The 26,365-nt window shown below is 69.6% G+C and carries 22 protein-coding genes; 13 read left to right on the top strand and 9 right to left on the bottom strand.

All coding sequences use genetic code 11. From position 1 onward, the window contains the following. Nucleotides 1–55: 55 nt before the first annotated feature. From HW532_RS09820 to HW532_RS09800, 5 genes are all read left to right on the top strand, one after another. Nucleotides 56–1,414, top strand: coding sequence for a type II and III secretion system protein family protein (locus tag HW532_RS09820; protein ID WP_246479810.1), 1,359 nt, complete (start codon nucleotides 56–58; stop codon nucleotides 1,412–1,414). Nucleotides 1,415–1,434: 20 nt separating this feature from the next. Continuing rightward, nucleotides 1,435–1,887 (top strand): hypothetical protein, encoded by a 453-nt coding sequence (locus HW532_RS09815; RefSeq protein ID WP_213164195.1) that lies wholly within the window; start codon nucleotides 1,435–1,437, stop codon nucleotides 1,885–1,887. A gap of 33 nt (nucleotides 1,888–1,920) precedes the next feature. Beyond that, nucleotides 1,921–2,724: a tetratricopeptide repeat protein gene (locus tag HW532_RS09810; RefSeq protein WP_213164194.1), complete on the top strand. Its 804-nt coding sequence runs from the start codon at nucleotides 1,921–1,923 to the stop codon at nucleotides 2,722–2,724. 9 nt (nucleotides 2,725–2,733) lie between these two features. Then, a complete protein-coding gene (locus HW532_RS09805) occupies nucleotides 2,734–3,783 on the top strand; it encodes an EscU/YscU/HrcU family type III secretion system export apparatus switch protein (protein ID WP_213164193.1) in 1,050 nt (349 codons plus the stop codon). A 92-nt stretch (nucleotides 3,784–3,875) separates the two neighbouring features. Next, nucleotides 3,876–4,679 carry a DUF72 domain-containing protein gene (locus HW532_RS09800; protein WP_246479808.1) on the top strand — a complete coding sequence of 268 codons (804 nt, stop codon included), beginning with the start codon at nucleotides 3,876–3,878 and terminating at the stop codon, nucleotides 4,677–4,679. Between the two features lie 115 nt (nucleotides 4,680–4,794). Here HW532_RS09800 and HW532_RS09795 read toward each other — a convergent pair whose 3' ends face one another. Genes HW532_RS09795 through HW532_RS09780 form a run of 4 tightly spaced genes read right to left on the bottom strand, consistent with a single transcriptional unit; the run spans nucleotide 4,795 to nucleotide 8,081 of the window. Beyond that, nucleotides 4,795–5,511: an ABC transporter ATP-binding protein gene (locus HW532_RS09795; RefSeq protein WP_213164191.1), complete on the bottom strand. Its 717-nt coding sequence runs from the start codon at nucleotides 5,509–5,511 to the stop codon at nucleotides 4,795–4,797. Further along, nucleotides 5,501–6,232, bottom strand: a complete 732-nt coding sequence (locus HW532_RS09790; protein ID WP_213164190.1) for an ABC transporter ATP-binding protein — start codon at nucleotides 6,230–6,232, stop codon at nucleotides 5,501–5,503. Before HW532_RS09790 ends, HW532_RS09795 begins: the two co-directional genes overlap by 11 nt. Next, nucleotides 6,229–7,182 carry a branched-chain amino acid ABC transporter permease gene (locus HW532_RS09785; RefSeq protein ID WP_213164189.1) on the bottom strand — a complete coding sequence of 318 codons (954 nt, stop codon included), beginning with the start codon at nucleotides 7,180–7,182 and terminating at the stop codon, nucleotides 6,229–6,231. Before HW532_RS09785 ends, HW532_RS09790 begins: the two co-directional genes overlap by 4 nt. Beyond that, entirely contained in the window at nucleotides 7,179–8,081 is a 903-nt protein-coding gene (locus HW532_RS09780; RefSeq protein WP_213164188.1) for a branched-chain amino acid ABC transporter permease, read from the bottom strand. The genes HW532_RS09785 and HW532_RS09780 overlap by 4 nt, the downstream gene beginning before the upstream one ends. 207 nt (nucleotides 8,082–8,288) lie before the next feature. On the opposite strand from HW532_RS09780, the gene HW532_RS09775 reads away from it, so the two are divergent. From HW532_RS09775 to scpC, 3 genes are all read left to right on the top strand, one after another. Then, nucleotides 8,289–9,623, top strand: coding sequence for an amidase (locus HW532_RS09775; RefSeq protein WP_213164187.1), 1,335 nt, complete (start codon nucleotides 8,289–8,291; stop codon nucleotides 9,621–9,623). A gap of 113 nt (nucleotides 9,624–9,736) precedes the next feature. Then, nucleotides 9,737–10,234 carry an anthrone oxygenase family protein gene (locus tag HW532_RS09770; protein WP_213164186.1) on the top strand — a complete coding sequence of 166 codons (498 nt, stop codon included), beginning with the start codon at nucleotides 9,737–9,739 and terminating at the stop codon, nucleotides 10,232–10,234. Nucleotides 10,235–10,504: 270 nt separating this feature from the next. Next, nucleotides 10,505–11,977 (top strand): succinyl-CoA:acetate CoA-transferase ScpC, encoded by a 1,473-nt coding sequence (scpC, locus tag HW532_RS09765; RefSeq protein WP_213164510.1) that lies wholly within the window; start codon nucleotides 10,505–10,507, stop codon nucleotides 11,975–11,977. Between the two features lie 31 nt (nucleotides 11,978–12,008). Here scpC and HW532_RS09760 read toward each other — a convergent pair whose 3' ends face one another. Together HW532_RS09760 and HW532_RS09755 are read right to left on the bottom strand one after the other, a co-directional pair. Then, the gene (locus HW532_RS09760) at nucleotides 12,009–15,554 is read right to left on the bottom strand and encodes an ATP-binding protein (RefSeq protein ID WP_213164185.1); all 3,546 of its coding nucleotides are present in this window, start codon (nucleotides 15,552–15,554) and stop codon (nucleotides 12,009–12,011) included. Nucleotides 15,555–15,559: 5 nt separating this feature from the next. Then, complete coding sequence (locus HW532_RS09755; RefSeq protein ID WP_213164184.1) at nucleotides 15,560–16,834, bottom strand: metallophosphoesterase family protein; 1,275 nt, start codon at nucleotides 16,832–16,834, stop codon at nucleotides 15,560–15,562. Between the two features lie 172 nt (nucleotides 16,835–17,006). Here HW532_RS09755 and HW532_RS09750 point away from each other — a divergent pair, with 172 nt between their 5' ends. Then, nucleotides 17,007–17,963 (top strand): hypothetical protein, encoded by a 957-nt coding sequence (locus HW532_RS09750; RefSeq protein ID WP_213164183.1) that lies wholly within the window; start codon nucleotides 17,007–17,009, stop codon nucleotides 17,961–17,963. Here the strand turns inward: HW532_RS09750 and HW532_RS09745 are convergent. The 3 genes from HW532_RS09745 to HW532_RS09735 all read right to left on the bottom strand — a co-directional run bounded on the left by HW532_RS09745 (nucleotide 17,960) and on the right by HW532_RS09735 (nucleotide 20,720). Next, nucleotides 17,960–18,946, bottom strand: a complete 987-nt coding sequence (locus HW532_RS09745) for a DUF3137 domain-containing protein (RefSeq protein ID WP_213164182.1) — start codon at nucleotides 18,944–18,946, stop codon at nucleotides 17,960–17,962. The genes HW532_RS09750 and HW532_RS09745 overlap by 4 nt on opposite strands. A 31-nt stretch (nucleotides 18,947–18,977) precedes the next feature. Further along, nucleotides 18,978–19,571, bottom strand: coding sequence for a LemA family protein (locus HW532_RS09740; RefSeq protein WP_213164181.1), 594 nt, complete (start codon nucleotides 19,569–19,571; stop codon nucleotides 18,978–18,980). A 72-nt stretch (nucleotides 19,572–19,643) separates the two neighbouring features. Then, nucleotides 19,644–20,720, bottom strand: coding sequence for a response regulator (locus HW532_RS09735; protein WP_213164180.1), 1,077 nt, complete (start codon nucleotides 20,718–20,720; stop codon nucleotides 19,644–19,646). A 313-nt stretch (nucleotides 20,721–21,033) separates the two neighbouring features. Here HW532_RS09735 and HW532_RS09730 point away from each other — a divergent pair, with 313 nt between their 5' ends. The 4 genes from HW532_RS09730 (at nucleotide 21,034) to HW532_RS09715 (ending at nucleotide 26,356) form a co-directional block, all read left to right on the top strand. Next, nucleotides 21,034–22,020 carry a hypothetical protein gene (locus HW532_RS09730; RefSeq protein ID WP_213164179.1) on the top strand — a complete coding sequence of 329 codons (987 nt, stop codon included), beginning with the start codon at nucleotides 21,034–21,036 and terminating at the stop codon, nucleotides 22,018–22,020. Nucleotides 22,021–22,072: 52 nt separating this feature from the next. Then, nucleotides 22,073–24,343, top strand: a complete 2,271-nt coding sequence (locus HW532_RS09725) for a vWA domain-containing protein (protein ID WP_213164178.1) — start codon at nucleotides 22,073–22,075, stop codon at nucleotides 24,341–24,343. Between the two features lie 184 nt (nucleotides 24,344–24,527). Then, nucleotides 24,528–25,010, top strand: a complete 483-nt coding sequence (locus tag HW532_RS09720; RefSeq protein ID WP_213164177.1) for a putative pterin-binding protein — start codon at nucleotides 24,528–24,530, stop codon at nucleotides 25,008–25,010. Continuing rightward, nucleotides 25,007–26,356 carry a sensor histidine kinase gene (locus tag HW532_RS09715; protein WP_213164176.1) on the top strand — a complete coding sequence of 450 codons (1,350 nt, stop codon included), beginning with the start codon at nucleotides 25,007–25,009 and terminating at the stop codon, nucleotides 26,354–26,356. The genes HW532_RS09720 and HW532_RS09715 overlap by 4 nt, the downstream gene beginning before the upstream one ends. Nucleotides 26,357–26,365 lie beyond the last annotated feature (9 nt).

Here is a 26,365-nt window from a genome sequence, read left to right as displayed (position 1 = left end):
CGGCGAAGGCCGCCCATGAGGGAGAGCGAGACGGGATGCGGGGGAGATGCAGCGAATGACGGTGAGTGAAACGCCGGTCGGGCTTGCGGGGACGGGCCGGCACGCGGGAATGCGTGTCGCGATGGTGCTCGCGGCCCTCGCCTTCCTGTTGACCGGTTGGGGAGATGCCGCCGCGCTGGAGGCCTCGCGCCTGCCGGGGCGTCAAGCCCTCGACCTGCCGGTCGGCCAGGGGCGCATCCTGCGCTTCGACCAGCCGGTCGAATCGGTGCTGATCGCCGATCCCGAGATCGCTGATCTCCGGGTCGTCTCGCCGGACGTCGTCTATGTCTACGGCCTCAAGCCCGGCGTGACCAATCTCATCGCGATCACAGCCGACCAGCGGCTCGAGGCGTCCACCCAGTTCCGGGTCGTGGCCGATCCCCAGCCGGCCAACGACGCCCGGCGCTCCCTGCAGCCCACCTCGACGGTGGACCTCACGATCTTCGGCACGCGGATCGTGGCGAGCGGGCGCACGCGCTCGGTCGACGAGGCGGTCGACGTCGACAATGTGGCGCGCACCTTCTCGCCGGAGGGCCAGCCGCCGCTCAACAACACCACGGTGGCCGGATCCCAGCAGGTCAATATCCGCGTGCGCTTCGCGGAGGTCTCGCGCAACGAGCTGTCCTCCTTCGGTATCGACTGGGAGGTCTTCGTCAGTTCGGGCAGCTTCTCCTTTGGCATGTTCTCCACCGGCAATACCGGCGATACCGCCAATCTGGGCTTCAATGTCGGCGCTGGCGATGTGGATATCAACGTGCTGCTCGACGTCCTGCAGCGCAACGGTGTGCTCTCCATCCTTGCCGAACCGAACCTGACGGCGGTGTCGGGCCAGACGGCGAGTTTCCTCGCCGGCGGCGAGATCCCCGTGCCGATCCCGCAGGACAACGACACGATCGGGATCGAATACAAGCCGTTCGGCGTATCGCTGGTCTTCACGCCGACGCTGATCAAGAACGACCGGATCGCGCTGCGCGTGAAGCCGGAAGTCTCCTCGCTGTCGCGTGCCGGGGCCGTCGAGATCGAGGGGTTCAGCGTGCCGAGCCTCGTGGTGCGCCGGGCGGAGACCACCGTGGAGGTGGCCAGCGGGCAGACCTTCGCCATCGCCGGCATGTTCCAGCGCCAGCTCTCGCGCGATCTCGACAAGATGCCCGTGCTCGGCGACCTGCCGATCCTCGGCGCCCTGTTCCAGTCGCAGCGCTACCGGCGCGACGAGACGGAGCTCGTGATCATGATCACGCCCTATCTCGTCGAACCGGTGAGCGACCGCAACATGGTGACGCCGATCGACCGGCCGGCCAGGCCGCCCGAGCCCGAGCCGAAACCCAAGCCCAGAAAGGCCTATAGCGACCGGCCCTGGGGCTTCGTCGCCAGATGACCAGAGCCGGGGACGCTACCATGACAGACATCGCGCAACGCCATATCCTCGTCGCCGGCCTTCTGCTCGCCCTTGCCGCCTGTGCGGAGGCGCCGGAGGCCTATTCGCCCGATTACAGCTATGTGCCGACCGGCGAGACCGGAAAGCTCGGCGGCAAGGCGCTCGTGCCGGACGCCTGCCTCGCGGAGGTCTCCGACACCGAGCCGCCGGCGGCCACGCACATGACCTTCGTGCCCGAGGTCGGGCCGCACCTGCCGGCAGGATGCGCCAATGCCTTCAATCTCCAGCGCATGGTGGAGCGGCAGAACGAGCTGGTCAGGGGCCGCCGGATGGGCGAGGCGGCCGCTGCGCCCAGCGCGCGGGCGGCGCAACGCTACCTCTATGGCGAGGAGGCGCCGCTCGGTGCGGCCAACACCACCACGAACACGGGCACAGGCGCCTCCGGCGGGCCGTCCATGGGCGGCGGGACCTGAGGCTGGAAAAGGGGTGTAGAGAAAGGCGGACCCATGCGGGCGAACCCAGTGCTCATGGCAATCGCGATGGCTGTGGCGCTGTCGGGCTGCGCAACCCTGTCGGACCCGGAGGGATCGGCCGGCGCCGATCTGGGTGACAGCCAGTCGGGCAGGCTTGCGAAACTCGCCTCCGAGGTGGAGGAGCGCGGGGATACGGGCACCGCGATTGCGCTGTACGAGCGCGCCGCCACCGTGCCCGGCGCCGAGCCCGCGGCCTATATGCGCCTCGGCGAGGCCTATATGCGGACCGGCTATCCCGAACAGGCAGTCAAGGCCTTCCGGGCGGTGCTCACCAGGAAGCCCAATGACGGCGAGGCCCTCATCGGCCTTGGGTCGGCGCTTGTCGAGACGGGCGATTTCGACGCCGGAATCCGCTCGCTCGGTCAGGGCGCGGCCATTCTCGACACCGCCAGCGCCTATAACCGGCTGGGCGTCGCCCAGACGCTCGCCGGCCGGCTCGACCAGGCCACGGCGGCCTATGCGACCGCGCTCGAGCTCGACCCCGGCGATCTGGACGTGAAGGCCAATCTCGCGCTTGCCTCGGCGCTGACCGGAAACGGCCAGGAGGCGGTGAAGCTCATGCGCCAGGTGGCCGCCGCGCCGGATGCCCAGCCGCGCCACAAGCGCAATCTCATCGTGGTCTACGGCCTGCTCGGCCGGTCGGAGGAGATCCGTGCCGCGCCGCCGAGCGGGCTCACCAGCGACGAGATCGCCACCCTGCTGGCCGAGGTCCGCTCCATCCGCGCCATGGCCAGCGCGCAGGAGAAGGCCCGCGCGCTCGGCGCCATTGCGGGCTGAGCCTGCGGCATGGCACAGCAGCAGGACACAGAGGAAAAGAGCCTACCCGCCTCGTGGCACAAGCTGAGGGAGGCGCGCCGGCGCGGCCAGGTCTCGCAGAGCCGCGATTTCATCGCCGGCGCGACGCTGTGCGCCACCATGGCCTATCTGCTCTTCGCCTGGCCGCTCATATGGGACCATGTGGTGGAGGTGGTGCAGGTCGTCTCCACGCTGCAGGCGGCGCCGTTCGCGGAAGCGAGCGCACGGGCGACGCGTCATGCCATGGTCGCGCTCGTCCTCGTGACCGCGCCGCTCGCCGGCATCGTGGTGGCCGTCACACTGACCTTCGGCATCCTGGTGACCCGGGGGCTGGTGTTCTCCGCCGAGCCGGTCAAGCCGAAGTTCCAGCACATCAATCCGGCGCAGGGGGTCAAGCGGATCGCGTCGCTCAGGAACGTGATCGAATTCGCCAAGGGGCTCGCCAAGGTCGTGATTCTCGCGACGGCCTTCGCCCTGGTGCTGAGCATGTGGCTCCAGCCGCTGTTCGATGCGCCGGCCTGCGGCGAGCCCTGCCTCGGCCCTGTGCTGCTCGCGGTCGCCAAGCCGCTGGCGATCACGGCCGCGCTGGCCTTTCTCGCCATCGGGCTCATCGACCTGCCGATCCAGCGCTGGCTCTTCCTGCGCGACATGCGCATGACGCGCACCGAGCACAAGCGCGAGCGCAAGAGCTATGAGGGCGATCCTTTCATCCGCAGCGAGCTCCAGCGCCAGCGCCGGGAGGCCGTCAAGCGCACGGTCCGGGTCGGCCTGAGGAACGCCGTGCTCGCTGTCGTCCATGGCGACCGGATCGTCGGGCTGCGCTACGTGCCGGGCGAGACCCCGGCGCCGGCGGTCGTCGCGAGGGGCAAGGGTGCGGCGGGTGCTGCGATGATCGCGCAGGCCCGCGAGATGGGCATCCCTATCTTCGACGATGCCGAACTCGCCGCCCGCCTCTATCACGGCCACCGGATCGGCCGGCCGATCAGCCCGGAGACGTTCCAGCCCGTGGCCCGCCTGCTCACCCGGCTCGGCCTGGTGTGACAGCCGGCGTTTTCGGGGTGGACGACCGGGGCGGAATGGGGGACGGTTGCCACCCGGTCGACTGGCCGGGTTTCATGACGGGGAACGGCATCATGACGGTTCGTATCGGTATCGGCGGCTGGACCTACAAGCCGTGGCGCGGCACCTTCTATCCGGAAGGGCTGGCGCAGAAGCGGGAGCTGGAATTCGCCAGCCGCAAGCTCACCTCCATCGAGATCAACGGCACCTATTACGGATCGCAGAAGCCGGAAAGCTTCGCCAAATGGCACGACGAGACTCCGGAGGATTTCGTCTTCTCCGTGAAAGCGCCGCGCTATGCCACCAACCGGCGGGTGCTGTCGGAGGCCGGCGAGAGCATCGAGCGTTTCTTCACCGGCGGCCTGATGGAGCTGAAGGCGAAGCTCGGGCCGGTCAACTGGCAGTTCATGCCGACCAAGGCATTCGACCCTGCCGATTTCGAGGGCTTCCTGAAGCTTCTGCCGAAGACCGTCGAGGGGCGCACGATCCGGCACGCCGTGGAGGTGCGCCACGAAAGCTTCCGGACGCCGGATTTCGTCGCCATGGCGCGGGCCCACGGCGTGGCGGTCATATTCGCCGGCGACAGCGACTATCCGCAGATCCCCGACATCACCGCGCCGTTCGTCTATGCGCGCATCATGGGGACGCGCGAGGACGAGGCGAGGGGATATCCCGAGGACGGGCTCGACCTGTGGGCGCAGCGTGCCCGGCAGTGGAGCGAGGGCACGACGCCTGCGGGGCTCGATCCCGTCTCCCCGCAACCGGCGGGCGGCGGGCCGCGGGAGGTCTATCTCTATGTGATCTCAGGCGGCAAGGTCCGCAATCCGGCCGCCGCCATGGCGCTCATGGACCGGCTGGGCACGCCCGCGCCGGCATAGGCCTGGTTCGGACTGCCCCGGCCCGCTCCCCCACCCGGCCACCCATCAGATCATACTTGCCAAGGGCGGCCGGGTGGGGGAGCGGGCCGGGGCAGCAACCGCCGGACACAACCCCTCAGAACAGCCAGTCGGCGATGGCGTCGCGGTATTCAGTGTCGAACACCGCCTTGGTGCCTTCCAGCTTGTTGGCGCCGAGTTCGAGCACATAGATGTAGTCGGCGACGTCCGTGCCCGCGATCACGTTCTGGTCGACCATCAGGACGGTGCGTTTCTCCTCGCTGACGAGGCGGCGCAGATGGGCGTAGATCTGGCCGGCGCGCTTGGGGTCGAGGCCGACGGTCGGCTCGTCGATCAGCAGGAGGTCGGGATCGCTCATCAGGGCCAGCTCGAGCTGCATGAGCCGCTGCTGGCCGCCCGACATCAGCCCGGCGCGGCGCGCGGCGAACTCCTTCAGATAGGGCGCGCGCTCATAGGCGCGTTCGATGGCGGCGCGGGCGCGCGGCTTGTCGCGGCGGAAGGCCCAGGTCGCCATGGCGACGTTCTCCGCCACCGTCATGTCGGGGAAGATGGCATGCTTCTGGGGCACATAGGCGATGCCCGTCTCGATCAGCTCGCGCGTGGTGATGCCGGTCAGGTCGCGGTCGCCATAGCGGATCTCGCCGGTATGCGGGCGCAGCTGGCCGACGATCGTCTTGAGCAGGGTCGACTTGCCGACGCCGTTGGCACCGATGATGGTGGTCAGCATCTCCGGCCGGGCGGTGACGTTCAGCCCGCGCAGGATATCGATGTCGCGGCTGTAGCCGGCATGCAGGTCGGTGACCTCAAGCTGCATCGTGGTGATCCCCGAGATAGGCGTCCAGAACGGCGGGGTCGTTGCGCGTCTCCTCCGGCGTGCCGTCGCAGATGATGTCGCCGTAGCTCAGCGTCACCACCCGCCGGCACAGGCCGAAGATCGAGCCCATGTCGTGGCTGATCAGGACGATGGTCACGCCGGCCTCATTCCATGCGCGGATATGGTCGTGCATGAAGCGCTTGAGCTCGGGATGGACGCCGCCGAACGGCTCGTCGAGGAGGACGAGTTTTGGCGTCAGCATCATGATCCGGGCGAATTCGAGCAGCTTGGCCTGCCCGCCCGACAGGCTGGAGGCCGGGGCATGGGCCAGCCGGTCGAGCGTCAGGTCCTTCAGGATCGCATGGGCGCGCTCTTCCGCCTCCTTGCGATGCGCGCGCCAGTCCGACAGGCCGGCGACCATCATGTTGTCGAGCACGCTCAGCCGGCGGAACACCTTGGTGACCTGGAAGGACCGGCCGATGCCGAGGCGGGCGAGCTCGTGGGGGCTGCGGCCCAGGATGGGCGCGCCTTCGTAGCTGAGCGTGCCACCATTGGCGTCGTAATAGCCGCTGACGATGTTGAGCAGCGTGGTCTTTCCAGACCCGTTGGGGCCGATCAGCCCCAGCATCTCGCCGCCGTCGACGGCCATGTCGATATGGCTGAGCGCCGTCAGACCGCCGAAGCGCTTGGTCAGGCCGGAGATTTCGAGTTGCGGTGTCATTCCGGTCCACTCTTCGCGTTGCCCGATGTGCGGATGAGCCGTGCCGCGGCGGCGCCGAAGAGGCCGTTGGGCATGAGCCTCAGGACGAGGATGGTCAGGAGGCCGAAGACCACAAGGCGCCATTCGCCGAGCTCGCGCAGGGCCTCGAGAAGCACCTGCAGCGTGACGCCGCCGAGCGCGGCATAGAGCACGTTGTGAAAGCCGCCGATCACGGCCATGGCCAGCACGAAGCCCATCTCCTGCAGGGACATCATGGAGGGGGTGATGAGCTGCACGAAATGGGCGTAGAGCCCGCCGGCGAGCCCCGCAAAAGCGGTGGAGATGGCGAAGGCCAGCGCCTTCCACAGCGTGACGTTGACGCCGAGGCTCGCCGCGGCGTCCTCGTCCTCGCGGATCGACTGGAAGAACAGTCCCACGCGCGAGCGCAGGAGCCACCACATGAGCGCGAGGCAGGCCATCGTGACGGCGAGGAACAGATAATAGTAGTCGATCCGCGTGCCGCCCTCGATCAGCGGGGCGACCTGCAGGCCGAGGCTGCCCTCCGTGACCTGATGCTCCGCGGTGACGGCGATGCGCAGGATCTCGCCGAAGGCGATGGTGGTGAGGCCCAGATAGGCGCCATGCAGCCGCAATGTCAGCCGCCCGATCACGAAGCCGATCGCGCCGGCCACGACGACGCCCAGCGCGAGGCCGGCGAGGATCGGAAGGCCCAGATGCTGCACACTGAGCGCGGAGGCGTAGCCGCCAAGCCCCGCCATGGCGGCCTGTGCGAAGCTGATGCGCCCCACATAGCCCACCAGAAGCGACCAGCTCGCCGCGAGGATGGCGTAGTAGAAGCCGATGGTGACGGTGTAGATCCAGTACTCCCCGGCCCCGGCGAGCGGCAGGACCGCGAAGAAGACGAGCAGCAGGGCGGAGCCCGCCATGGCGAATGCGCGTGGCGTCATCATGCGCGCCGCTCCCGCGTGCCGAACAGGCCCTGCGGGCGCAGGAGAAGCACCGCGACGATGAGGATCAGCCCGTAGGCGTCCTTGTAGGCGAGCGCGCGGCTCGGATCGGGGATGAGCACGGTGGCGAAGCTTTCCACCTGCCCCAGGATGACGGCACCGACAATCGCGCCCGGTATGGAGCCGAGCCCGCCGAGCACGACGATGACATAGGCCTTGATGACCGGAATGACGCCCATGGGCGGCGTGACGTTGAACACCGGCCCCATCAGCGCTCCGGCGAGCCCCGCGAGTGCGGCGCCGAGCGCGAAGGCGAGCATGCCGACGCGGGAGACGGAGATGCCGAAGATCGCCGCGGCCTCGCGGTTCTGGCTGACCGCGCGCACCGCCCGGCCCGCCCAGCTATAGCGCAGGGCCATGAGCAGGGCGGCGATCAGCACCACCGCAATGCCGGCGGCGGCCAGCCGGTCGCCGCTGACGATCAGCTCGCCGATCTCGACGCGGCCGCGAAACAGCGGCTCGGGCCGGCGCGGCCAGGGGCCGAACAGGCTGTTGGCGAGGTTGAGGAGCAGGATCGACAGGGCGAAGGTGATCATGATCGCATATTCGTCCGGCCGGTCGACGCGGGCCGTATGGACCGGGCGGATCAGCAGCCACTCGATGGCGGCCCCGATCACGGCAAGCGCGAAGGCGGCGGTCACGACCGCGATCACCGGCGGCAGGCCGAGTGCGCTCACGGCGAGGAAATAGGCGTATCCGCCGAGCATGTAGAGCTCGCCATGGGCGAAATTGACGATCCGCAGGACGCCGAAGATGATCGCCAGCCCGAGGGCGGCCAGCGCATAGAACGAACTGATGATCAGGCCGTTTGCCGCCTGTTCGAGGATTGCCGGAAGGCTCATGGTAGGTGTTGTCCCCGTCCTGTCTTCTTTTGCCGCCGATCATGTGTCACGGACCCGGTGGCGGACAATCCCGCATCGACGCGAAGCCTGTCGCGATATGTCGCTCCACAAGCGTCCCAGGGTGACAGTGCGCGATGTACTAGACCGGTGCGGGCCGGGCCCGGTCATGGCTAAGCTCACTGCCACAGACCGAAGCAGGAGAGCGTCATGAGCAGGGCAGATCTTATCAGACAGGGCGTGACAGCGCTGGGGCGGGCCATGCAGGCGGGGGAGCTGTCGGGCGCCGACCTCGTCGAGGCCTGTCTGGCCGAGATCGCCGCACGCGACGGCGAGCTGCACGCCTTCGTGGAGGTCTATGGGGACGAGGCGCTGGCCAGGGCGGCGGCGCTCGATGCCGAGCGCGCGGCCGGCACGTGCCGCGGGCCGCTCCACGCCATCCCCGTCGCGGTCAAGGACCTGGCCGACATTGCCGGCCGCGTCACGGGCTTCGGCTCGCTGAGCTATTCCGCCGAGCCCGCCGACGGCACAGCCGCCTTCATCGAGGCGCTGGAGAGGGCGGGCGCGATCGTCATCGGCAAGACCCAGCTCGTCGAGTTCGCCTTCGGAAGCTGGGGCACCAACCATGTGCTCGGCACGCCGCTGAACCCGGCGGTTCACGGCCAGGCCTCGCCCGGCGGATCGTCCAGCGGCTCGGCGGTGGCGGTGGCCGCCGGCATGGTGCCGGCCGCCATCGGCTCCGATACCGGCGGGTCGGTGCGCATTCCGGCGGGGCTGTGCGGCGTGGCGGGGCTCAAGACGAGCCACGGCCTCGTCTCGCTCGAGCGGGTCGCCCCGCTCAGCCCGGCGCTCGACACGATCGGCCCGTTCTCCTGCCATCCGGAGGACATGGCGCCGCTTCTGGAGGCGCTGGGCGCCGCGCCCGGAGAGGAAGACCTGCCGCAGGACGGCGCCGGCACCGTTTACCGGCGGGTGGACGCCGCCGCGCTCGATCCCGTGGACCCGGGGATCCTTGCGCATTACGAGCGCACGCTCGAAAGCCTTGCAGAGGCGGGCGCGAGGGTCGAGCCGCTGGCGCTGCCCTGTCCGCTCGCGGAGTACCAGTCGCGCTGCGGCGCCATCATGGCCCACGACGCCTATGCCCATCTCAAGGAGATCGTGGAGGACTATCGCCGTCCGGTCGACCCTTATGTCCGCGGCCGGATCGCGGCGGGACGCGATATCGCGGAGGATGCCCATGCGGCCGCGCTCGCCCGGCGCGAGGCCGACCGCGCGGCCTTTGCGGAGGTCTTCGGTCCGCGCGACATCCTGGTGCTGCCCACGACGCCGCTGACCGCGCAGCCGCTCGCCGCGATCGACGAGCGGCAGTTCCCCATGTCGCGCTATACGAGGCTCGCCAACTATATCGATCTGTGCGCGGTCTCCGTGCCGGTCGGCTCCTCGGAGGGGGCGCCGGTGGGACTGCAGTTCGTCGCCCGGCGGGGGCGCGATTTCGCGCTCGTCGCGGAGGTCTCCTCGCGGCAGAAGGCGCTCGCGGACGCCTGAGGCGGGTCGTCCCCATCCTTCCCCGTGCAGTTCCGGCCGCGATGTGGCAGAAAGAGGGCCGGACCGCCGGCCCTTCCCTGGCCGGCGGCCGGTATCGGGGGAGGGACCGCGGCATGCAGATTCTCATCGCCAGTCTCCTGTGGGTCTCCGCGGTCGGCTGCGGCCTGATGGCGGGGCTCTATTTCGCCTTCTCGACCTTCGTCATGACGGCGTTTGCGCGGATCGACGCGCCGGCCGGCATCGCGGCCATGCGGTCGATCAACGCGACGATTCTCGGTTCGCTGTTCATGCCGCTGTTCTTCGCAACGACGCTTGCGGGCGCCGCGCTGGCCGTCCTTGCCCCCTTTGTCTGGTCGGAACCGGGCGCGGCCCTCATGCTCGCCGGCGGTCTCGTCTATGTCGCGGGCATGTTCGGCTGCACGATGGTCTTCAACGTGCCGCTCAACACCGAGCTCGACAGGGCCGATGAGTCCGGCGGGGATGTGGCCGCCGTCTGGCAGCGCTATCTGCGGGACTGGACAATGTGGAACCATGTTCGCACGGTCGCCTCGACCGTGGCTTGCGTGCTGTTCATCGCCGCGCTCCTGGCCGGACCCCCCGCAGCCGGCTGAACAGGGCTCTGCCCCCGCGACAAGGCGGTCGCTTGACGCATGGTATCGCCGCGCTGTTCATAGGGCAGGGGCGGTCCCGTCCGGACCGCCCGTCCCATGTCACCGACATGGATGCCGCCGGACGGCCCGGGACGCGAGCCCCCGAGACGGCATCCGCAAACAGGACCGGTTCCGGTCCGGCCCGTGGGAGGGCCGGCATGCGGGCCGGCAGTGGAGGAGCGGGTGAGCAAGACCCAGCGCATCGCCAGCCCGTCCCTGCGCTCCAGGATCATGAGCGCGGAGGATGCGGCCAGTCTGATCGCCGGCGGATCGACCATCGGCATGAGCGGGTTCACCGGCTCCGGCTATCCGAAGGCCGTGCCCATGGCGCTCGCCGCGCGCATCGAGGCCGAGCACGCCGCCGGCAATCCCTTCCGGGTGCGCGTGTGGACCGGCGCCTCGACCGGGCCCGAGCTCGACGGCGCGCTGGCCAAGGCGGACGGGATCGAGTTCCGGCTGCCCTACAATTCCGATCCGGTCGCCCGGGAGAAGATCAATGCGGGCGAGATGAACTATTTCGACATGCATCTCAGCCAGGTCGCGCCCATGGCGTGGCAGGGCTTTCTCGGCCCGCTCGACACCGCGGTGATCGAGGTCTCCGGCATCACCGCGGACGGCGCGCTGATCCCCTCCTCGTCGATCGGCAACAACAAGACGTGGCTCGACCAGGCCAGCCAGGTCATCCTGGAGGTGAATGGCTGGCAGAGCGAGGCGCTCAACGGGATGCACGACATCTATTACGGCACCGACCTGCCGCCGCACCGCAAGCCGATCCCGCTGGTCGCGCCCGACGACCGGATCGGCGAGCCGCATTTCCGTTGCGACCCCGACAAGATCGTCGCCATCGTGGAAACCGGCGCGCCGGACCGGAACCTGCCCTATTCTGAGCCCGACGAGGTGGCCGAGGCGATTGCCGGGCATCTGCTCGACTTCCTGGCGCACGAGGTGGCCAGGGGCCGGTTGCCGGACACCCTCCTGCCGCTGCAGTCGGGTGTCGGCAACGTCACCAATGCGGTGCTGTCGGGCCTCATGGACGCGCCCTTCGGCACCATGACAGCCTTCACCGAGGTCATCCAGGACGGCATGCTCGACCTTCTGGAGGCCGGCAAGCTGAGCATGGCGTCGGCGACCGCCTTCTCGCTGAGCCCGGAGGCCGCCGAACGGTTCAACAGGGATGCCGCACGCTTCCGGGGCAAGCTCATCCTGCGCCCGCAGGAGATCAGCAACCATCCCGAGCTCGTCCGGCGCCTGGGCTGCATCGCCATGAACGGGCTCATCGAGGCCGATATCTACGGCAATGTGAACTCGACCCATGTGATGGGCTCGCGCATCCAGAACGGCATTGGCGGCTCGGGCGATTTCGCGCGCAACGCCTATGTGTCGATCTTCATGACGCCATCGACGGCCAAGGGCGGCAAGATCTCCGCCATCGTGCCGCAGGCCGCCCATGTCGACCACATCTCGCAGGACGTCCAGGTCATCGTCACCGAGCAGGGGCTGGCCGATCTGAGGGGGCTCGCGCCCAAGCAGCGCGCGGAGCTCATCATCGCCAATTGTGCCCATCCCGACTATCGCCCCGCGCTCGCCGACTATTTCGAGCGCGCGAAGGTCTCGTCCTTCGGCAAGCATGCGCCCTGCCTCCTCGACGAGGCCCTCTCCTGGCATCGCCGCTATGTGGAGACCGGGTCGATGAAGGCGGCGTAGGGCGGCTGTTTCCCCCCGAGCGCAGCTGGCTTCAGGCGCCGGCGGACTCGTCCTCGTGGAGGGCGATCAGGTTGACGGCGCCGCCCAGCGTGGCGCGCGCGATATCGACAAGATGCCGGTGGTGGGTGAAGAACAGCACCTGCGTCTTCCCGGCAAGCTCGGCCAGAAGCCTGAAACCCGCCGCGGCGCGGTCGTCGTCGAAATTGATGAACAGGTCGTCGGCCACGAAGGGCAGCGCCTCGGCCCGGTCCAGATAGTCCTCGATGGCCGCGATCCGGAGCGCCAGATAGAGCTGGTCGGCAGTGCCCGTGCTCATGCCGGAGACGGGGACGGCCTCGCCGCCGCCCGGCCGCATGCCGGTCAGATGGGCGCTGTCCTGGTCGTCGAAGGCGACCTCGAGGCCGGAAAAGGACCCACCGGTCATCGTCTGGAAGAGCGCGCCCGCCCGCTTCAGCAGCGGGGCCTGCTTCTCGCGCCGATAGCGGTCGATGGCCCATTCGAGCAGCAGGGCGGAGGTCTTCACCCGAACATAGCGCTCCGCGATGTCGCCCAGCTCGGCGAGCGCCTCCTGCCGGTTCGCCGCGGCCTGCGCCGCCGCGTCGCCGCCGCCGACGGCCTGGAAGGCGTCGCGCGCTCTCGACCGTTCCTCCGCGGCCTCGCTCTGCCGCGCCCGCAGATCGGCTAGCTCGGTCTCGATGGAGGCGTCGCGCGCGACCACCTCGTCGATGGCGATGCCCTCGCACTCCCGCTCCAGCTCCTCGAGCGACTTGCCGTCGCCTTCCGCATGCAGCCGGTCGACAAGTTCCTGGCGCTCGTCGCCGCGCTTCCGTTTCAGCTCGGACCGCGCGATGGCATCCTTCAGCGCCTCGGCGGTCTCCACGCCGGCGGCCTGCTTCAGACGATCGACGGCGGCCGCCCGCTCCCGGCGGTCGTCCTCGAGTTTCGAAATCTCCCCCGCGAGTGCCTTCCGGTTGCCGCTCGCGGACTCGTGCTTCTCGCGAGCGAGCTCCGCGTCCGCGAGGCGTTTCTCGAGCGCGAGGACGGCCTCTTCGGCGGGCTCGCCGGCAAGATTCTCCGCCACGTCGGCCACGAGCTCGCCCACGACCGTCTCGAAATCGGCGAGGTCCCGCCTGATCTTGTCGATGCGGTCGTGCTTCAGCGTTCGGACGTCCTTGGCGGCCTCGCGCATGTCGTCGACGGTGTCGATCTGGGCGCCGACCGCCTCGGGCGCGGTGTCGGGGGCGAGCCCGATCTCGCCGAGCGCCGCCGTCCACCGCTCCCGCCAGGCCTCGAGCGCGCCGGCGGCCTCTTCGAGATCGCGCTCGTGGCGGGCGACCGCGCCGTCGGCCTTGCGGATCTCCTCCTCCAGCGCGGCCTTCCGGGCGGCCTCCGCCTCGCGGTCGCGCTGCTCCTGGGCCGCGCGCTCGAGGACGAGGCTCAGGCCGTCATTCTCCAGCGCGCCGGTCTCGACGCCGAGGGCGGCCAGTTCGCCGAGGAGCGCCTGGCGCGCCGTACCGGCCTCGTCGCGGGCCGCCTCGAGCGCGCGGGCCGCCGCGTCGCGCTCGGCAACGGCCTCCAGAACGGCCTTGCGCGCCTCCAGCCAGTCGAGCATCGCGTCCGCCGCGAGCGGGTCTGCGGGCGCGGCCTCCCACAGGGCCGCCCAGTCCGCCGACAGCCGGTCCAGCTCGTCCGCCAGCTCCGCCTCGCTGGCGCGCAACTGCTCAAGGGCCGTGTCCTGCGCCTCTATGGTCCGCTTCGTCTCCGCCAGCCGGCCCGCGGCCTCCGCATGGTCGAAGCGCCGGTCGGCGAGATCGTCCGCCCGCGCCAGGGCGGGCTCGAAGGCGGCGGCGGGGTCGTCCATATCGCCGTCGGAATTGGGATCCGCCTCCTCCGGTACGGGCTCGCCCGTCACATGCTTGCGCTTCACCAGCGCCCACAGGGTATCGCGCCTTGCGCGCGCTTCGGCGAGGTCCTCGGGCGTGACCACCTGTTCGTCGTGCAGGGTGCGCTCGAAGGCGGCCTGTGCGGCGTCCCGTTCGCGCTCGGCCGAGGCGATCTCGCGGCGCGTGTCCCGAAGGGTCTGGGTCAGCGCATGGGTCCGGTCGCGATGATCCCGCACTGTCGCGCGCGAGGGGACGGGCGCCTCGGCCAGGGCCCCTTCGTCGGCGACGGCCGGCGTGAGCGCGGACAGCCTGCGCCGGACGAGCGCCTCGCCGTCGCGGACGGCCTTCTCCGCGCCGCGGACATGGCCGTCGAGATCGCCCTGCTCGCGTATGGTCCGCACCAGCAGGGCGAGCCGCGAGACGTCGGCGGGCGCGCCCATGCCCTCAAACCGTTCCCTGAGACCGTCGCGTTCCACCCGGGCCTCCCGGAGCGCGCGGGTCCGGTTGGCGACATCGGCCTCGCGCTCGCCCTTCTGGGTGAGAAGCTCGCGCACCGCGGCGATGCCCGTGCGCGACGGGATGCGCGCGATCAGCGCCTCCGGATCGGTCTCGCTCCAGCCGAGCTCGCCGGCGGCGGCGCGCAGCGCGTCCAGCGCATGGGCGAGCTCCGCCTCGCGCTTGGGCAGATCGGCTTTTTCGCGGCGCACCTCGATCCGCCGCTCGTGGAGCTGGCGGATATCGTCGGCGCGGGCGAGCACCCTGTCGTCGATGGCGAGCCCCTCGAGTGTCTCCTCCGCCTGCCGAAGCTGCTCGCGAAGCGTGGCGATGCGCGCCGCCGCCGTCGCGTCCTCGCGCTCGGCCGCCGCCACCGTCTCGCCGGCGTCCTGCGGCAGGAGGGGTGCGTCCTCGAGCCCGGCAAGCTCCGTGTCGAGCTCCTGCCTGCGGCGCACGTCGCGGAGCACGCGGCGCACGCGGTTCAGCCGGTTGCGTTCCGCACTCGTCTCCCTGAACGCCGTGTCGATCGTCTCATAGGCGGCGTCAGCCTCCTCGAAAGTCCGCTTGAGCTCCTGCCATCTGGCGGCGGTCAGTGTTTCCTCGCGCAGGGCTGCCCGCGCCGCGTCGAGCCGGTCGCTTGCCTGGTAGAATTTGCGGTGGCCGGCCCGGCGCTTGCCCCACAGCCCCGCGGCCTCCTCCTCGAGCTCGCCGAGGCGTTCCCTCAGCCCGGCAATGCCGGCACCGGCGGCGAACAGCATCTGGCCGACATCGTCGCGGGCGTCGAGGATTTCCCGCCCGCCGGCCTGGAGGCGGATGTGGTCGAGGCTGAACATGCGCTCGAAGAACGCCCGGTCCGCGCCGGCCAGATAGGGGTCGAGCGCGCCGTCGCCGCCGGCAAGCGGGGCGCCGTCGGGGCCGAGCAGCGTGTCCTTGTTGCCCTTGCGCCGCACGAGCTCCAGCGCGTCGCCGCCCGTCTCCAGAACCGCGCCGATCCGCATGCTCGCATAGTCGTGCAGGAAATTGTGCGGCGATTTCATGGGGATGCCGAACAGCAGGTCCTCAATCGCCGTCAATGCGGTGGACTTGCCGGCCTCGTTCGGCCCGAACACGATGTGGAGGTCGCGATCTCCGGACGGCAGGTCGAACGACCTGTCGGTGAAATGCCCGTAGCGCAGGAGATCCAGCCGCCGCAACCGCATGGGGCCTATCCCTCCTCCGCGGTCAGCCGGGCGGAGAGATAGGGGGAGACCGCGCCGATGAGCGCGGCGTAGTCGCCCTCGGCGGCGGCCCGGAGCGTCCGGTCGTCGATCTCCGCGCGCACCTCATGCGGCAGGCGCCGCACGAGCTCCCCGATATCGCCCTCGATCCTCGACAGGAGCTCCCGGTCGGCGGGCGCCTCCTGCAGCATACGCTGCAGCTCGCCGACCGCATCCTCCCGTCGGGCCAGCGTCTGCGGATCGACGGTCGGTGCGGTCTCGACGACGACCTTCTCCACCCAGGCGAGACCGTCGCCGAGGCCGAGCGCGCCCGCGCGGGCCTCCGCCAGAAGGTGCTCGGCGGCGGCGACGAGCCGGACATGGAGCGCGGTGCGGCCCTCCAGGACGACGCGGCAGGCGAGGAGCCTGCCGTCGGCCTCCTCGGAGATCGCGGCGTCGAGGGCATCGCGGATCCGGTCGGTGACGGCGCCCATGCTATCGGCGCCCTCGAGCGGGACGGCGAGCACGGCCCAGCGCACCACGTCGCAGGCCACGATGTCGAGATCGGCGACTGCGCCGTCCTCGACCGTGACGAGGCATGCGCCCTTCGCGCCGGTCTCGCGCACATGCCGCCCCTGGAGATTGCCCGGGAAGACGACATATGGCCGCTCATGCAGGACGGCGCGCCCGTGCACATGGCCGAGCGCCCAGTAGTCGTATCCCCTGTTCAGGAGGTCGTCGAGCGTGCAGGGCGCATAGTTCGCATGGCCCTCCAGGCCGCCGAGCCCGGTATGGAGCACGCCGATATTGAAGGCGCCGGGGGTGGGCTCGGGATAGGACAGCGCGAGATTGTCGGTCACATCGCGCTGGCGGAAGCCCTGTCCGTGGAGCGCCACGCCGAGCGCCTCGATCGCGAAGGTCTCCGGCTTGCGCGTGCCGAAGACATGGACGTTGTCGGGCAGCTCGAGGCGCCTGGTGATCTGGCTTTCCGCGTCGTGGTTGCCGTGCAGGAGATAGACCGGGATGCCGGCGGCGTTGAGCCGGCCCATCTGGCGGGCGAAGAACAGGCCGGTCTTGTAGTCGCGCCAGTCGCCGTCATAGACGTCGCCGGCGATGACGAGGAAGTCGACGCGCTCGGCAATCGCGGTGCCGACGAGCTGGTCGAGGGCGGAGCGCGTGGCGGTGCGCACGCGCTCGACCGCCTCGCCCTCCTGTCCGGACAGCCCCCTGAGCGGGCTGTCGAGATGGATATCGGCGGCGTGCAGGAAGCGGAAGGCGCTCATCGGCAGGTCTCCGTCGTCCGCTCCGTCATCGTGGTGTCGCCTCGCGATCTGCCCATAGCCCCCGTCTTCCCGTTTCCTCCGGCCGCTCGGCGAGAATGATCGGAAAAACCGACTCTGTCATTTGCGCAGTGCATGCTGGCATAGCGGCGCAGACAACAGAGAGGTCTCCATCATGATGCGTATTACAGGATCGCCGCAGCCGCAATCGGAGCAGGGCGGCCAGGCCGTTGGCTCGCCCTCCTCTTCCCGCCGGGACAGGCAAACCCCGGCGCTGGACACGCCTCCGGTCCGCCGCGATCCTGTCATGCCCCTGTTCCAGCAGCAGGAGCAGGCGACCGCCGAACCTGGCGGCGAGGCCATGGAGACCGATGCCGTCCGGCCGGACGAGAATGCGCGGAGCCTCTCGGAGATCCTCGACGGCGTGTTGGATGCGGATGAGGAGAGCGACCTCGATCGCTGGCCCGATCCCGCGGGGGCTCTTGCAGCGTTCCGTGCCACGCCGCATGCCGTGCAGATCAATAGTATCGTGAGCGGTTTGCTGTCGCCCGACGACGACCAGCCCTCGACATCCACGGACGGGCCGGCCAGGCTCGATCCGGTCGAACGGCGGCTGTGCGCGCAACTGCATGTGGACGGCACGACCTTGAGGACGGTCCGCGACGCGCTGCGGCTGACGGATCCGAAACAGCCGGCCCACAATGTCGCCGCCGGCATCGCCCGTCATCTTCGGAAACCCGGCCACAATGTCGAGATCGCCAGGCAGCTCGGTATCGCGCCCCTGTCCGTCGGCAAGATGCGCCAGGCGCTCGGGATCAACCTGTCCTGGTCGCAGACCTCCTATGCCTATCCCGACGAGCCGGACGGTCAGGCGAGGGAAGTCAATGCGGAGCTTGCGGGATCGCTGAACCTCAGGCGGTCGGTGGTCCATGCGCTCAGGCACAATATCGGCCTGGAGAATCCGGACCTGCCGGCGCAAGAGGTGCTCGACGGGGTGACCCGGGTGCTGCGCGACTATCAACAGGACGATGCGGCCGGCCGGGTGATGGATATCGACCGCAGGACGGTCGCGCGCATGCGCGAGGCCGTGGACCGCCCGGCGAGCGCGGTATCCTCCCCCTCGCAGGGTTAGGCCGCGCCGCTCCGGTCGGCGAGGTTGAGGATGTCGACGATCTCGAAGACGAGGGCGAGCTCGTCGAGGAGTTCCTCCGCGCGCTCGCGCTCGAGGAAGCTTTTGAAGATGTGGCCGCCCTCGAACCGGTCCTCCTTGCTGCGCACCGCGATCAGGAGGTCCTGGCCGTCGAAGGCCAGCGACAGGCCGCGCGGGTTGCCGAACTGGCCGGCCAGTTCCGTCAGCCGCTCCATGAAGCGCGGTGTGAGGAGGTAGCGGGCCTCCACCTGGTCGTCGGAATAGACCTCGAACTGGCGCTCGAAGCGCACGTCCTCGAGCGTCACGCGATCGCCCTCGTGGCCCATGCCGCCGAGCTTGTTGCCGAGCCAGGTCAGGTCTGGCACGACCACGGTGCGGCCGTTGAAGCGCTTGGGAAACCTGTAGATCAGCAGGAGTCCCTGGAACACGTCGACGGTCTCGGTCTGTGTGTTCCCGTCATTGTCGCGTTCCGTCCTGGTCTTCTTGAGCCGGGCCTCGCAGAGCTCGAAGGGGACGCCGGCATGCTCGCCGGAGATCCGGTCCTCCAGTGTGCGTTTGTCATGGTCGGGGACAATGCGCGCCGCCCGGAAGCGGTCGAGCGGGAAGGAGAAGTCCTTCGCCTGGAAATCGAGGCCGAGAAAGTCGCAGGTCTTGCCGACGAGCACGTCCTTGAAGGCCCCGTGGACGCGTTTGTAGACATAGACGGCCCCGACCACCGCACCGAACAGGACGGCAAAGCCGCCGAACTGGAAGATGTCGGCGCGGAGTCCCGTCAGGCTGGACAGCGCCTCGCCGCCGAAAACGGCCAGGGGGCCGAGCGCGGCGAGGATGCATAGCGCGATCACCCCGTGGGCGCCCGCTCGGCGCCGGTCCTCGAGCTTCTCCAGCGCGGGTGCGACCTCGTGCGCATAATAGCGGTCGAACCCCTGCGCATAGGGATTGGCCTCGTCCTGCGAAACGCTCATTTCGGGGTCCCCCCTCGGTTCGTCCTGTGCGTCAGTCCGCCGGCGCGCGGCTCAGATAGGCGTCGGCATCGACCGGCTGGCGCGCGGCCTCGTCCTCGATCTCGAAGAACGGCATGGGCTCCACGCGCGCCATGGCCGCGATCAGCGAGCCCGGCGGGATCTGGATCGCGGTGTTGAGGCTCGTCACCGCGGCGTTGTAGAAGCGCCGCGCCGCCGCGATATGCCCCTCCACCTCGTTGAAGCTGCGTTGCGCCTCGAGCACGGTCTCGCTGGAGCGCAGGTCGGGATAGTTCTCCGCCACCGCGAAGAGCTGGCGCAGGCCGGATTGCAGCGCGCCTTCCGACTCCAGATGCCGTCGCACCTCCTCGCCCTTCGACGGGTCGTAGGGCTTCTGGGCGTCGTTGCGCAGCGCGGTGACGCGGGCGAGGAGGTCGCGCTCATGCGCCATGAACCGGTCGGCGAGCTTGAGCACGTTGGGCAGCAGGTCGTGGCGCTTGCGCAGCTGGACGTCGATGGAGGACAGGGCTTCCTGCGCCTTGTTCCGCCGCCGGATGAGCGTGGCGTACCAGATATAGGCGAACACGGCGGCGGCGATGAGCACGATGGCGATCAGGGATGTCGGCATGGTGTACTCCGGATGATCTTCGGGAGGCTGGCGTTGACGGGCGGCTCGGGGGATGCCGGGCGGGGAGGCGGGCTATTCCCCGGTGGCGTCGGGCAGGATCGGCCCGAGACCGACGAGGATCACCGCCACGAGATCGGCCTGCCGGTTGGTGTCCGTCTTCTGGAAGAGGTTGCGCATGTGGAAGGCGACCGTCGTGTGGGAGATGCCGAGCCGCTCGGCGATCTCTTCGCGCCGGCAGCCTTCGGTCAGGAGGAGCGCGATCTCCGCCTCCGCCGGCGTCAGCCCGAAGAGCGGGGCGAGACGGTCTCCCGATATCTGCGGGCGCCGGCCGGGATCGGACAGGAAGATGGCGACGGCCGGCTTGTCGGCGCCGGCCGGCCGGTCCGCCGAAAGCGAGCAGACATGGGCGATCATGTCCTGGCCGCCCGCGCCGCGCCCGACCGGGAGGCCGCGCCGGAAATCCTCGCCGGCGCGGGCCGCGGCGGCGGCGTCCGATATGGCCGCCCGCAGCGCGCGGGCCGCGGCCGGGTCGTCGGGTTCGACCGCGCGGGCGACCGCGAGCCCGTCCCTGTCGCGCGAGAAGGCCCGCGCCACGCCGTTGGCGAACACGACCCGGCCGTCCATGTCCACCAGAACGACGCCGAGCGCGATGAGGTCGAGCGCGCGGGCCGTGGCGCGACTCCAGGCCGCGTCGCCATCCGGCAGGGCGGAGATGGCGCGGCGCAGATCCTCCATCTCGCGGTCGGATTTCGCCCTCATCCGTGCGACCTGTCGCAGGCGCGCGTCTATGGAGGCGAGCATCAGGTCGAAATCGACGGGCTTGACCAGATAGTCGTCGACGCCGGCGACCTTGGCGGAGATCATCTCCTCGCGCTCGCCGAGTGCGGTGAGGAATATGAAGGGGACGTCGGCGAGGTCCGGCCGCCTCGTGCGGAACGAGCGCAGGAGCTCGTAGCCCCCGATGCGCGGCATGGTGATGTCGCACAGGATGAGCGCCGGCGCCGTCGTCTCCAGGATCGAGAGCGCCTCGAGTCCGTCGGCGGCGAGCACCGGCTCGTAGCCGGCGGCCGCGAGTTCCGCGCCGATATCGGCGAGAAGGTCGGGCTCGTCCTCCACGCACAATATGACCGGCTTGTTCTCGTCGCGCATGGTCGGTCTCGAGCCGGATCGCCGCGTGATCTGTATCTCGCTTCGCATCAAATCCGTCCGGTTGTCCGAATTCAAGAGGCTTGCCGCGCCCCCGTGTCCGATCAGGCTGTGCCGGTCCGCTCGACCTCCGGCCGCCCCCGGGATGGCAGTCCCGGGGGCGGCCGGCCGGAAGAGAGAGAGCAGATGCCGCAACAATCGGACAGATCTCCCCTAGCATGGCCCTCGATGCGCCGCCCCCTCCGTTCGAACGGGGCGCTCGTCCGTCCGGCCGGTCTAAGCAGGCGGGGCAAACGGTTGGAGGAGCAAGCCGCCAATGTGGGATTTCTCGATTACGCGGGCGCTCGGCCTGATGGGCAAGACCCTGCCATTCGTGCTTCTGAGGCTCGCCGTCTATTTCGCCATCACGCTGGCCTATATCCTCGTCACCGGGCTGGGCGCCGGGATCGGCTGGGGCGTCGGCGGGTTCGGCGACCCGGACTTCCAGGCCAGCACTACCTTCTGGGGCGGTCTGATCGGCTTCGGCGCGGTCGGCGCGGTGATGTATCTCCTGCGCAGCTATCTGCTCTACATGGTGAAGGCCGGCCATATCGCCGTGCTGGTGGAGCTTCTCGACGGCCGGCAGATGCCGGAGGGCCGGTCGCAGATCGCGCATGCCCGGGCGGTCGTCACCGAACGGTTCGGGCAGGCCAATGTGCTGTTCGGCATAGACCAGCTCATCGCCGGCGTGTTGCGCGCGATCACGGGGCTGGTGCGCGGCATTGTCGGCATGCTGCCGATCCCCGGCGGCCAGCAGGTCGTGGCCGTGCTGCACGCCTTCCTGCGTATTGCCATCGGTTTCATCGACGAGGTAATCCTTGCCTATGCGATCCGCACCGGTTCGACCAATGCCTGGGAATCGGCGCGCGTCGGCCTCGTCCTCTATGGGCAGAACTACAAGCCCATGCTGAAGAATGCCGCCTGGCTCGCGCTGATCGTCTACGGCCTGTCCTTCGTGGTATTCCTGGTCATGCTCGCCCCGGCGGCGCTCGCGGTCTACCTTATTCCCGGCGCGTGGTCGGCGGGCGGTCTCGTCTTCGCGCTGCTGTTCGCCTGGAGCGTGAAGGTGGCGCTGCTGGAGCCCTTCGCCATCGCCTGCATGATGGAGGTTTATTTCCGCACCATCGAGGGGCAGGCGCCCGATCCGGCCTGGGACGCGAAGCTCGAGCAGCTCTCCGGCAAGTTCCGCAGCCTGAAGGAGCAGGCGCTGTCGCATGTGACGCCCGGTCGCGAGAGCACCGGCACGGCGGCCTCGGCCGGCTAGGGGGCGGTCCAGGCTAACCGGATTCCGGAACCGACAACGAGGAGAACCGACAATGAAGCGCGCAATTTCCGCCATTGCCGCTGTCTGCTTCACGGCGATCACCGCGGGCAGCGCCCAGGCGGTCGACGATGTCATGGTCGTGTTCGATGGCTCCAACTCCATGTGGGGTCAGATCGACGGCACGGCGAAGATCGAGATCGCCCGCGATGCCATGGAAAGCCTGATGGGCGACTGGACGGACAAGACCAATCTCGGCCTCATGGCCTACGGCCATCGCCGGGAGGGGGATTGCACCGATATCGAGACGCTCATCGCGCCCGGCCGCGTCGACCGGGCGGCATTCCTGTCGAGGGTCCGCGCGATCGTGCCGCGGGGCAAGACGCCCCTGACATCGGCCATCGAGCAGGCCGCCGAGGAGCTCGCCTATCGCGACAATCCGGCGACGGTGGTCGTCATCTCCGATGGGATCGAGAGTTGCAACCGGAACCCCTGCGCGCTCGCCGACAAGCTGGAGCGCAGCGGGATCGGCTTCACCGCCCATGTCATCGGCTTCGGGCTCGGCAGCGCGGAGGAGCAGGCCTCGCTCGCCTGTATCGCGGAGCGCACTGGCGGCCGGTTCATCGCGGCGGGCAATGCCGGCGAGCTCAACGAGGCGCTGGGCGAGGTGAGCAGCGCGGTTGCCAGCGCGCCGGAGCCGGAACCCGAGCCCGAGCCGGCGGAGGTCGGGGTCATGGCCCCGGAGACGGCGACGGTCGGCAGCAATGTCGATGTGAGCTGGAGCGAGACACTGGCGGGGCGCGATATCGTGACCATCGTCCCCAAGGGTGCCGAGGACAGGGAGGTCGAGAACCATCTGCGTGTGCGCGATGCCACCTCGGGCTCGCTGCGTGTGCCTGCCGAACCCGGTCTCTACGAGGTGCGCTATGTGCGCGACGAGGGCCGCACGGTCGCGGGGCGCGCGACCCTGGAGGCCGTCGAGGCCGAGGTCGCCGTAACGGCGCCTGAGACGGCGGTCGTCGGGTCCTCCGTTCCGGTGAGCTGGGGCAGTGCGGTTGCCGGGCGGGACATGGTGACCATCGTTCCGGCTGGCGCGAAGGAGGGCACGGTGGAGAACCATCTGCGCGTGCGCGAGGCGTCGGAGGGCACGCTGCGGGCGCCGTCGAAGCCGGGTCTGTACGAGGTGCGCTACGTGCTGGACGAGGGCCGGCGGACATTGGCCACAGCCCCAGTCGAGCTGACCGAGGCGCAGGCGACGGTCTCCGCCCCTGAGACGGCGGTCGTCGGGTCCTCCGTTCCTGTGAGCTGGGGCAGTGCGGTTGCCGGGCGGGACATGGTGACCATCGTTCCGGCTGGCGCGAAGGAGGGCACGGTGGAGAATCATCTGCGCGTGCGCGAGGCGTCGGAAGGCACGCTGCGGGCTCCGTCGAAGCCGGGTCTGTACGAGGTGCGCTACGTGCTGGACGAGGGCCGGCGGACATTGGCCACAGCCCCAGTCGAGCTGACCGAGGCGCAGGCGACGGTCTCCGCCCCTGAGACGGCGATCGTCGGATCCTCCGTTCCTGTGAGCTGGGGCAATGCGGTTGCCGGGCGGGACATGGTGACCATCGTTCCGGCTGGCGCGAAGGAGGGCACGGTGGAGAACCATCTGCGCGTGCGCGAGGCGTCGGAGGGCACGCTGCGGGCGCCGTCGAAGCCGGGTCTCTACGAGGTGCGCTATGTGCTGGACGAGGGCCGGCGCACGCTCGCCTCGGCCGGCATCGAGCTCACCGAGCCGTCGATTTCGCTGACGGCGACGGAAACGGTGCGCGCCAAAGGCGACATCGAGGTTCGCTGGGACGGCGAGGCGCCGAGCGGACGCGATATCGTGACCATCGTTCCCGCCGGCACCGCGGAGCGCGAGGTGAAGACCCACAAGCGGGTCCGGGACCACGACGCCGTCACGCTGAAGGCGCCGGAGGAGACGGGCCTCTACGAGGTGCGCTACGTGCTGGACGAGGGGCGCCGCACGCTCGCGCGCACAACCGTGGAGGTGGTGGCGGAGACCGCGCCGCTCGATACGGGCGGCTCTCTCGACGTGCCGGAGCGGGCCGCGCCCGGCGAGACGGTCGAGGTTTCGTGGACGTCGTCCTCCACGAGCGGCCGCCAGCGTGTCGCGCTCGCCGAGAGCAACCAGGCGGATTTCACCTGGATCGAGGCCAAGGCGGCCGGCGACGGGCCGCCGCTGTCTTTCACCATGCCCGACAAGCCCGGCTTCTACGAGGTCCGGCTGCTCGATCTCGCCGGGCCGAAGGTGTTGAGCCGCGCCATGATCGAGGTCCGCTGACGCGCGGGAGACCGGCCTCCCGGCTTGGGAGCGGCCGGTCTCCCCTCGTTGCCCGGAGAGACCGCGCTATGGACAAAGCCGATCCCGTTTGCTGTTCTCCGGTGTGGGGACAATGGTTGCGGCTGGGGGATCGATGCGGCATTGCGGGCGCATTTCGCGGCGGGGACTGATCGGCGGCATTTTCGTGCTTGTGCTCGCGGTGGCGGGCGCAAGCGCAAGCAGCGGGGCGGAGCTTCCCGCGCCGTCCGGGGACCCGATCCTCACCGTCGGGGGTGCGATCTCCAACACCAATGACGGGGACGAGGCCGCCTTCGACCGGGAGATGCTGCTGGCGCTTCCCCGGCATTCGCTCGATACGCATACATCGGTCACCGACGGTGTCCAGCATTTCGAGGGCTTCCTGATGCGCGACCTGCTCGCCCGCGTCGGCGCGCAGGGCGAGACGGTGACCGCGCATGCCCTGAACGACTATGTCATCGACATTCCCATGAGCGATTTCGAGCGTTTCGACGTGCTTGTCGCCATGACGATGAACGGCCGGCGCCTCACCGCGCGCGACAAGGGGCCGCTCTGGATCGTCTATCCGCGCGACCGGGCCGCGGAGCTGCAGGACATCCGCTACGACTATCGCTGGGTGTGGCAGCTCGACAGCCTGCTGGTCCGATGAGGGCGGACCGCAAGACGCTGGCCGGCTACATGCTGGCGGGCGGCGCGATCCTCGCCTTCGCCGTCCTCCTCGGCTTTGCGCTGGTGCGGCTGTGGGAGACCGAGGCGGAGACGCGCCGCAGCATCGCCGACAACATGCTGTGGGCCATCGCACAGGCCCATTCGGCCGCCCTCATGCTCGACAACGCGGTCGCGCGCAGGGTCGGGGCGGTTCCGGGCGATGCCGACATCGCGCTGCGCTACGACATCCTGCTCAGCCGCCTGACCCTGCTGTCGCAGGGCCCTCAGGCGCGCTACATGGAGGAACTCGGCTTCGCCGGGCCGCTATCGGCGCATGAGACGGCCGTGCGCGGGCTCGAGGATGCGCTCCGGGGCCTGAAACGGGGCGACCGGATGCCGGCGGGCCGTGTCCACGAGGTGCTCCGCCCCCTCGTCGCCGATCTCGGGCGCGCCGCGAACCGGTCCATGGTCAGGCAATGGGACGCGACGGGCGCGCGGCGCGACGCGATCAACGCGGCGGTCACGCAGGTCATCGTGTCGATTGTGGCGATCCTCGTGCTCGGCGCGATCATCTGCCTGATCATGGTGCGCGCACTCCTGACCGGATACAGGACGCAGCAGGCGCTGCGCCGCGAGCAGGACATGCGCGAGGCCTATCGCAGCTTCGTCGATCTGGTCTCCCACCAGTTCCGCACCCCGCTCGCCGTGATCGACTCCTCCATGCAGCGCATATTGCGTCAGGGCGAGGCCATGCCGGCCGACGAGATCGCGCGGCGCGCCGGCCGGGTGCGCGAGGCGGTCGGCGGACTCGCCCGGCTCATCGAGACGACGCTGGAGGGCATGCGCCTCGACGACGGGGAGCCGGAGCCCCGCAAGGAGCCTTGCGACGTGGCCGCGGCGATCCGCAACGTCGCGGCCAGGCAAGGGGAGCTCACCCCGGATCGGCAGGTGGACCTCAGGCTGGCCGCCGACCTGCCGCGCGGCCTCGTCACGGACCCGGTGCTGCTGGAGCAGATCCTCGCGAACCTCCTGTCCAACGCGGTCAAGTACTCGCCGGAAAGCGAGCCCGTGGGCGTCGTCGCCCGTGTCGAGCAGGACCGCGTCGCGATCTCCGTGCACGACAACGGCATCGGTATCGGCGAGGACGAGCAGGGGCTGGTCTTCGGCCGGTTCTTCCGCTCCAAGGCCGCCTCCGGCATTCCCGGCACCGGGTTGGGGCTCAATGTGTCGAGCCGGCTCGCGCGGCTTCTGGGCGGGACGCTGGAGCTGAGCTCGCGCCAGGGCGTCGGCTCGACCTTCACGCTGCGCCTGCCCCTCGTGGTCAGCACGGAGACGGATGCCGCCTGACGCGGCGAT

Origin of the sequence: Kaustia mangrovi (genome assembly GCF_015482775.1) — a bacterium.
GTDB lineage: Bacteria > Pseudomonadota > Alphaproteobacteria > Rhizobiales > Im1 > Kaustia > Kaustia mangrovi.
This window is presented reverse-complemented; position numbering and strand designations above follow the sequence as displayed.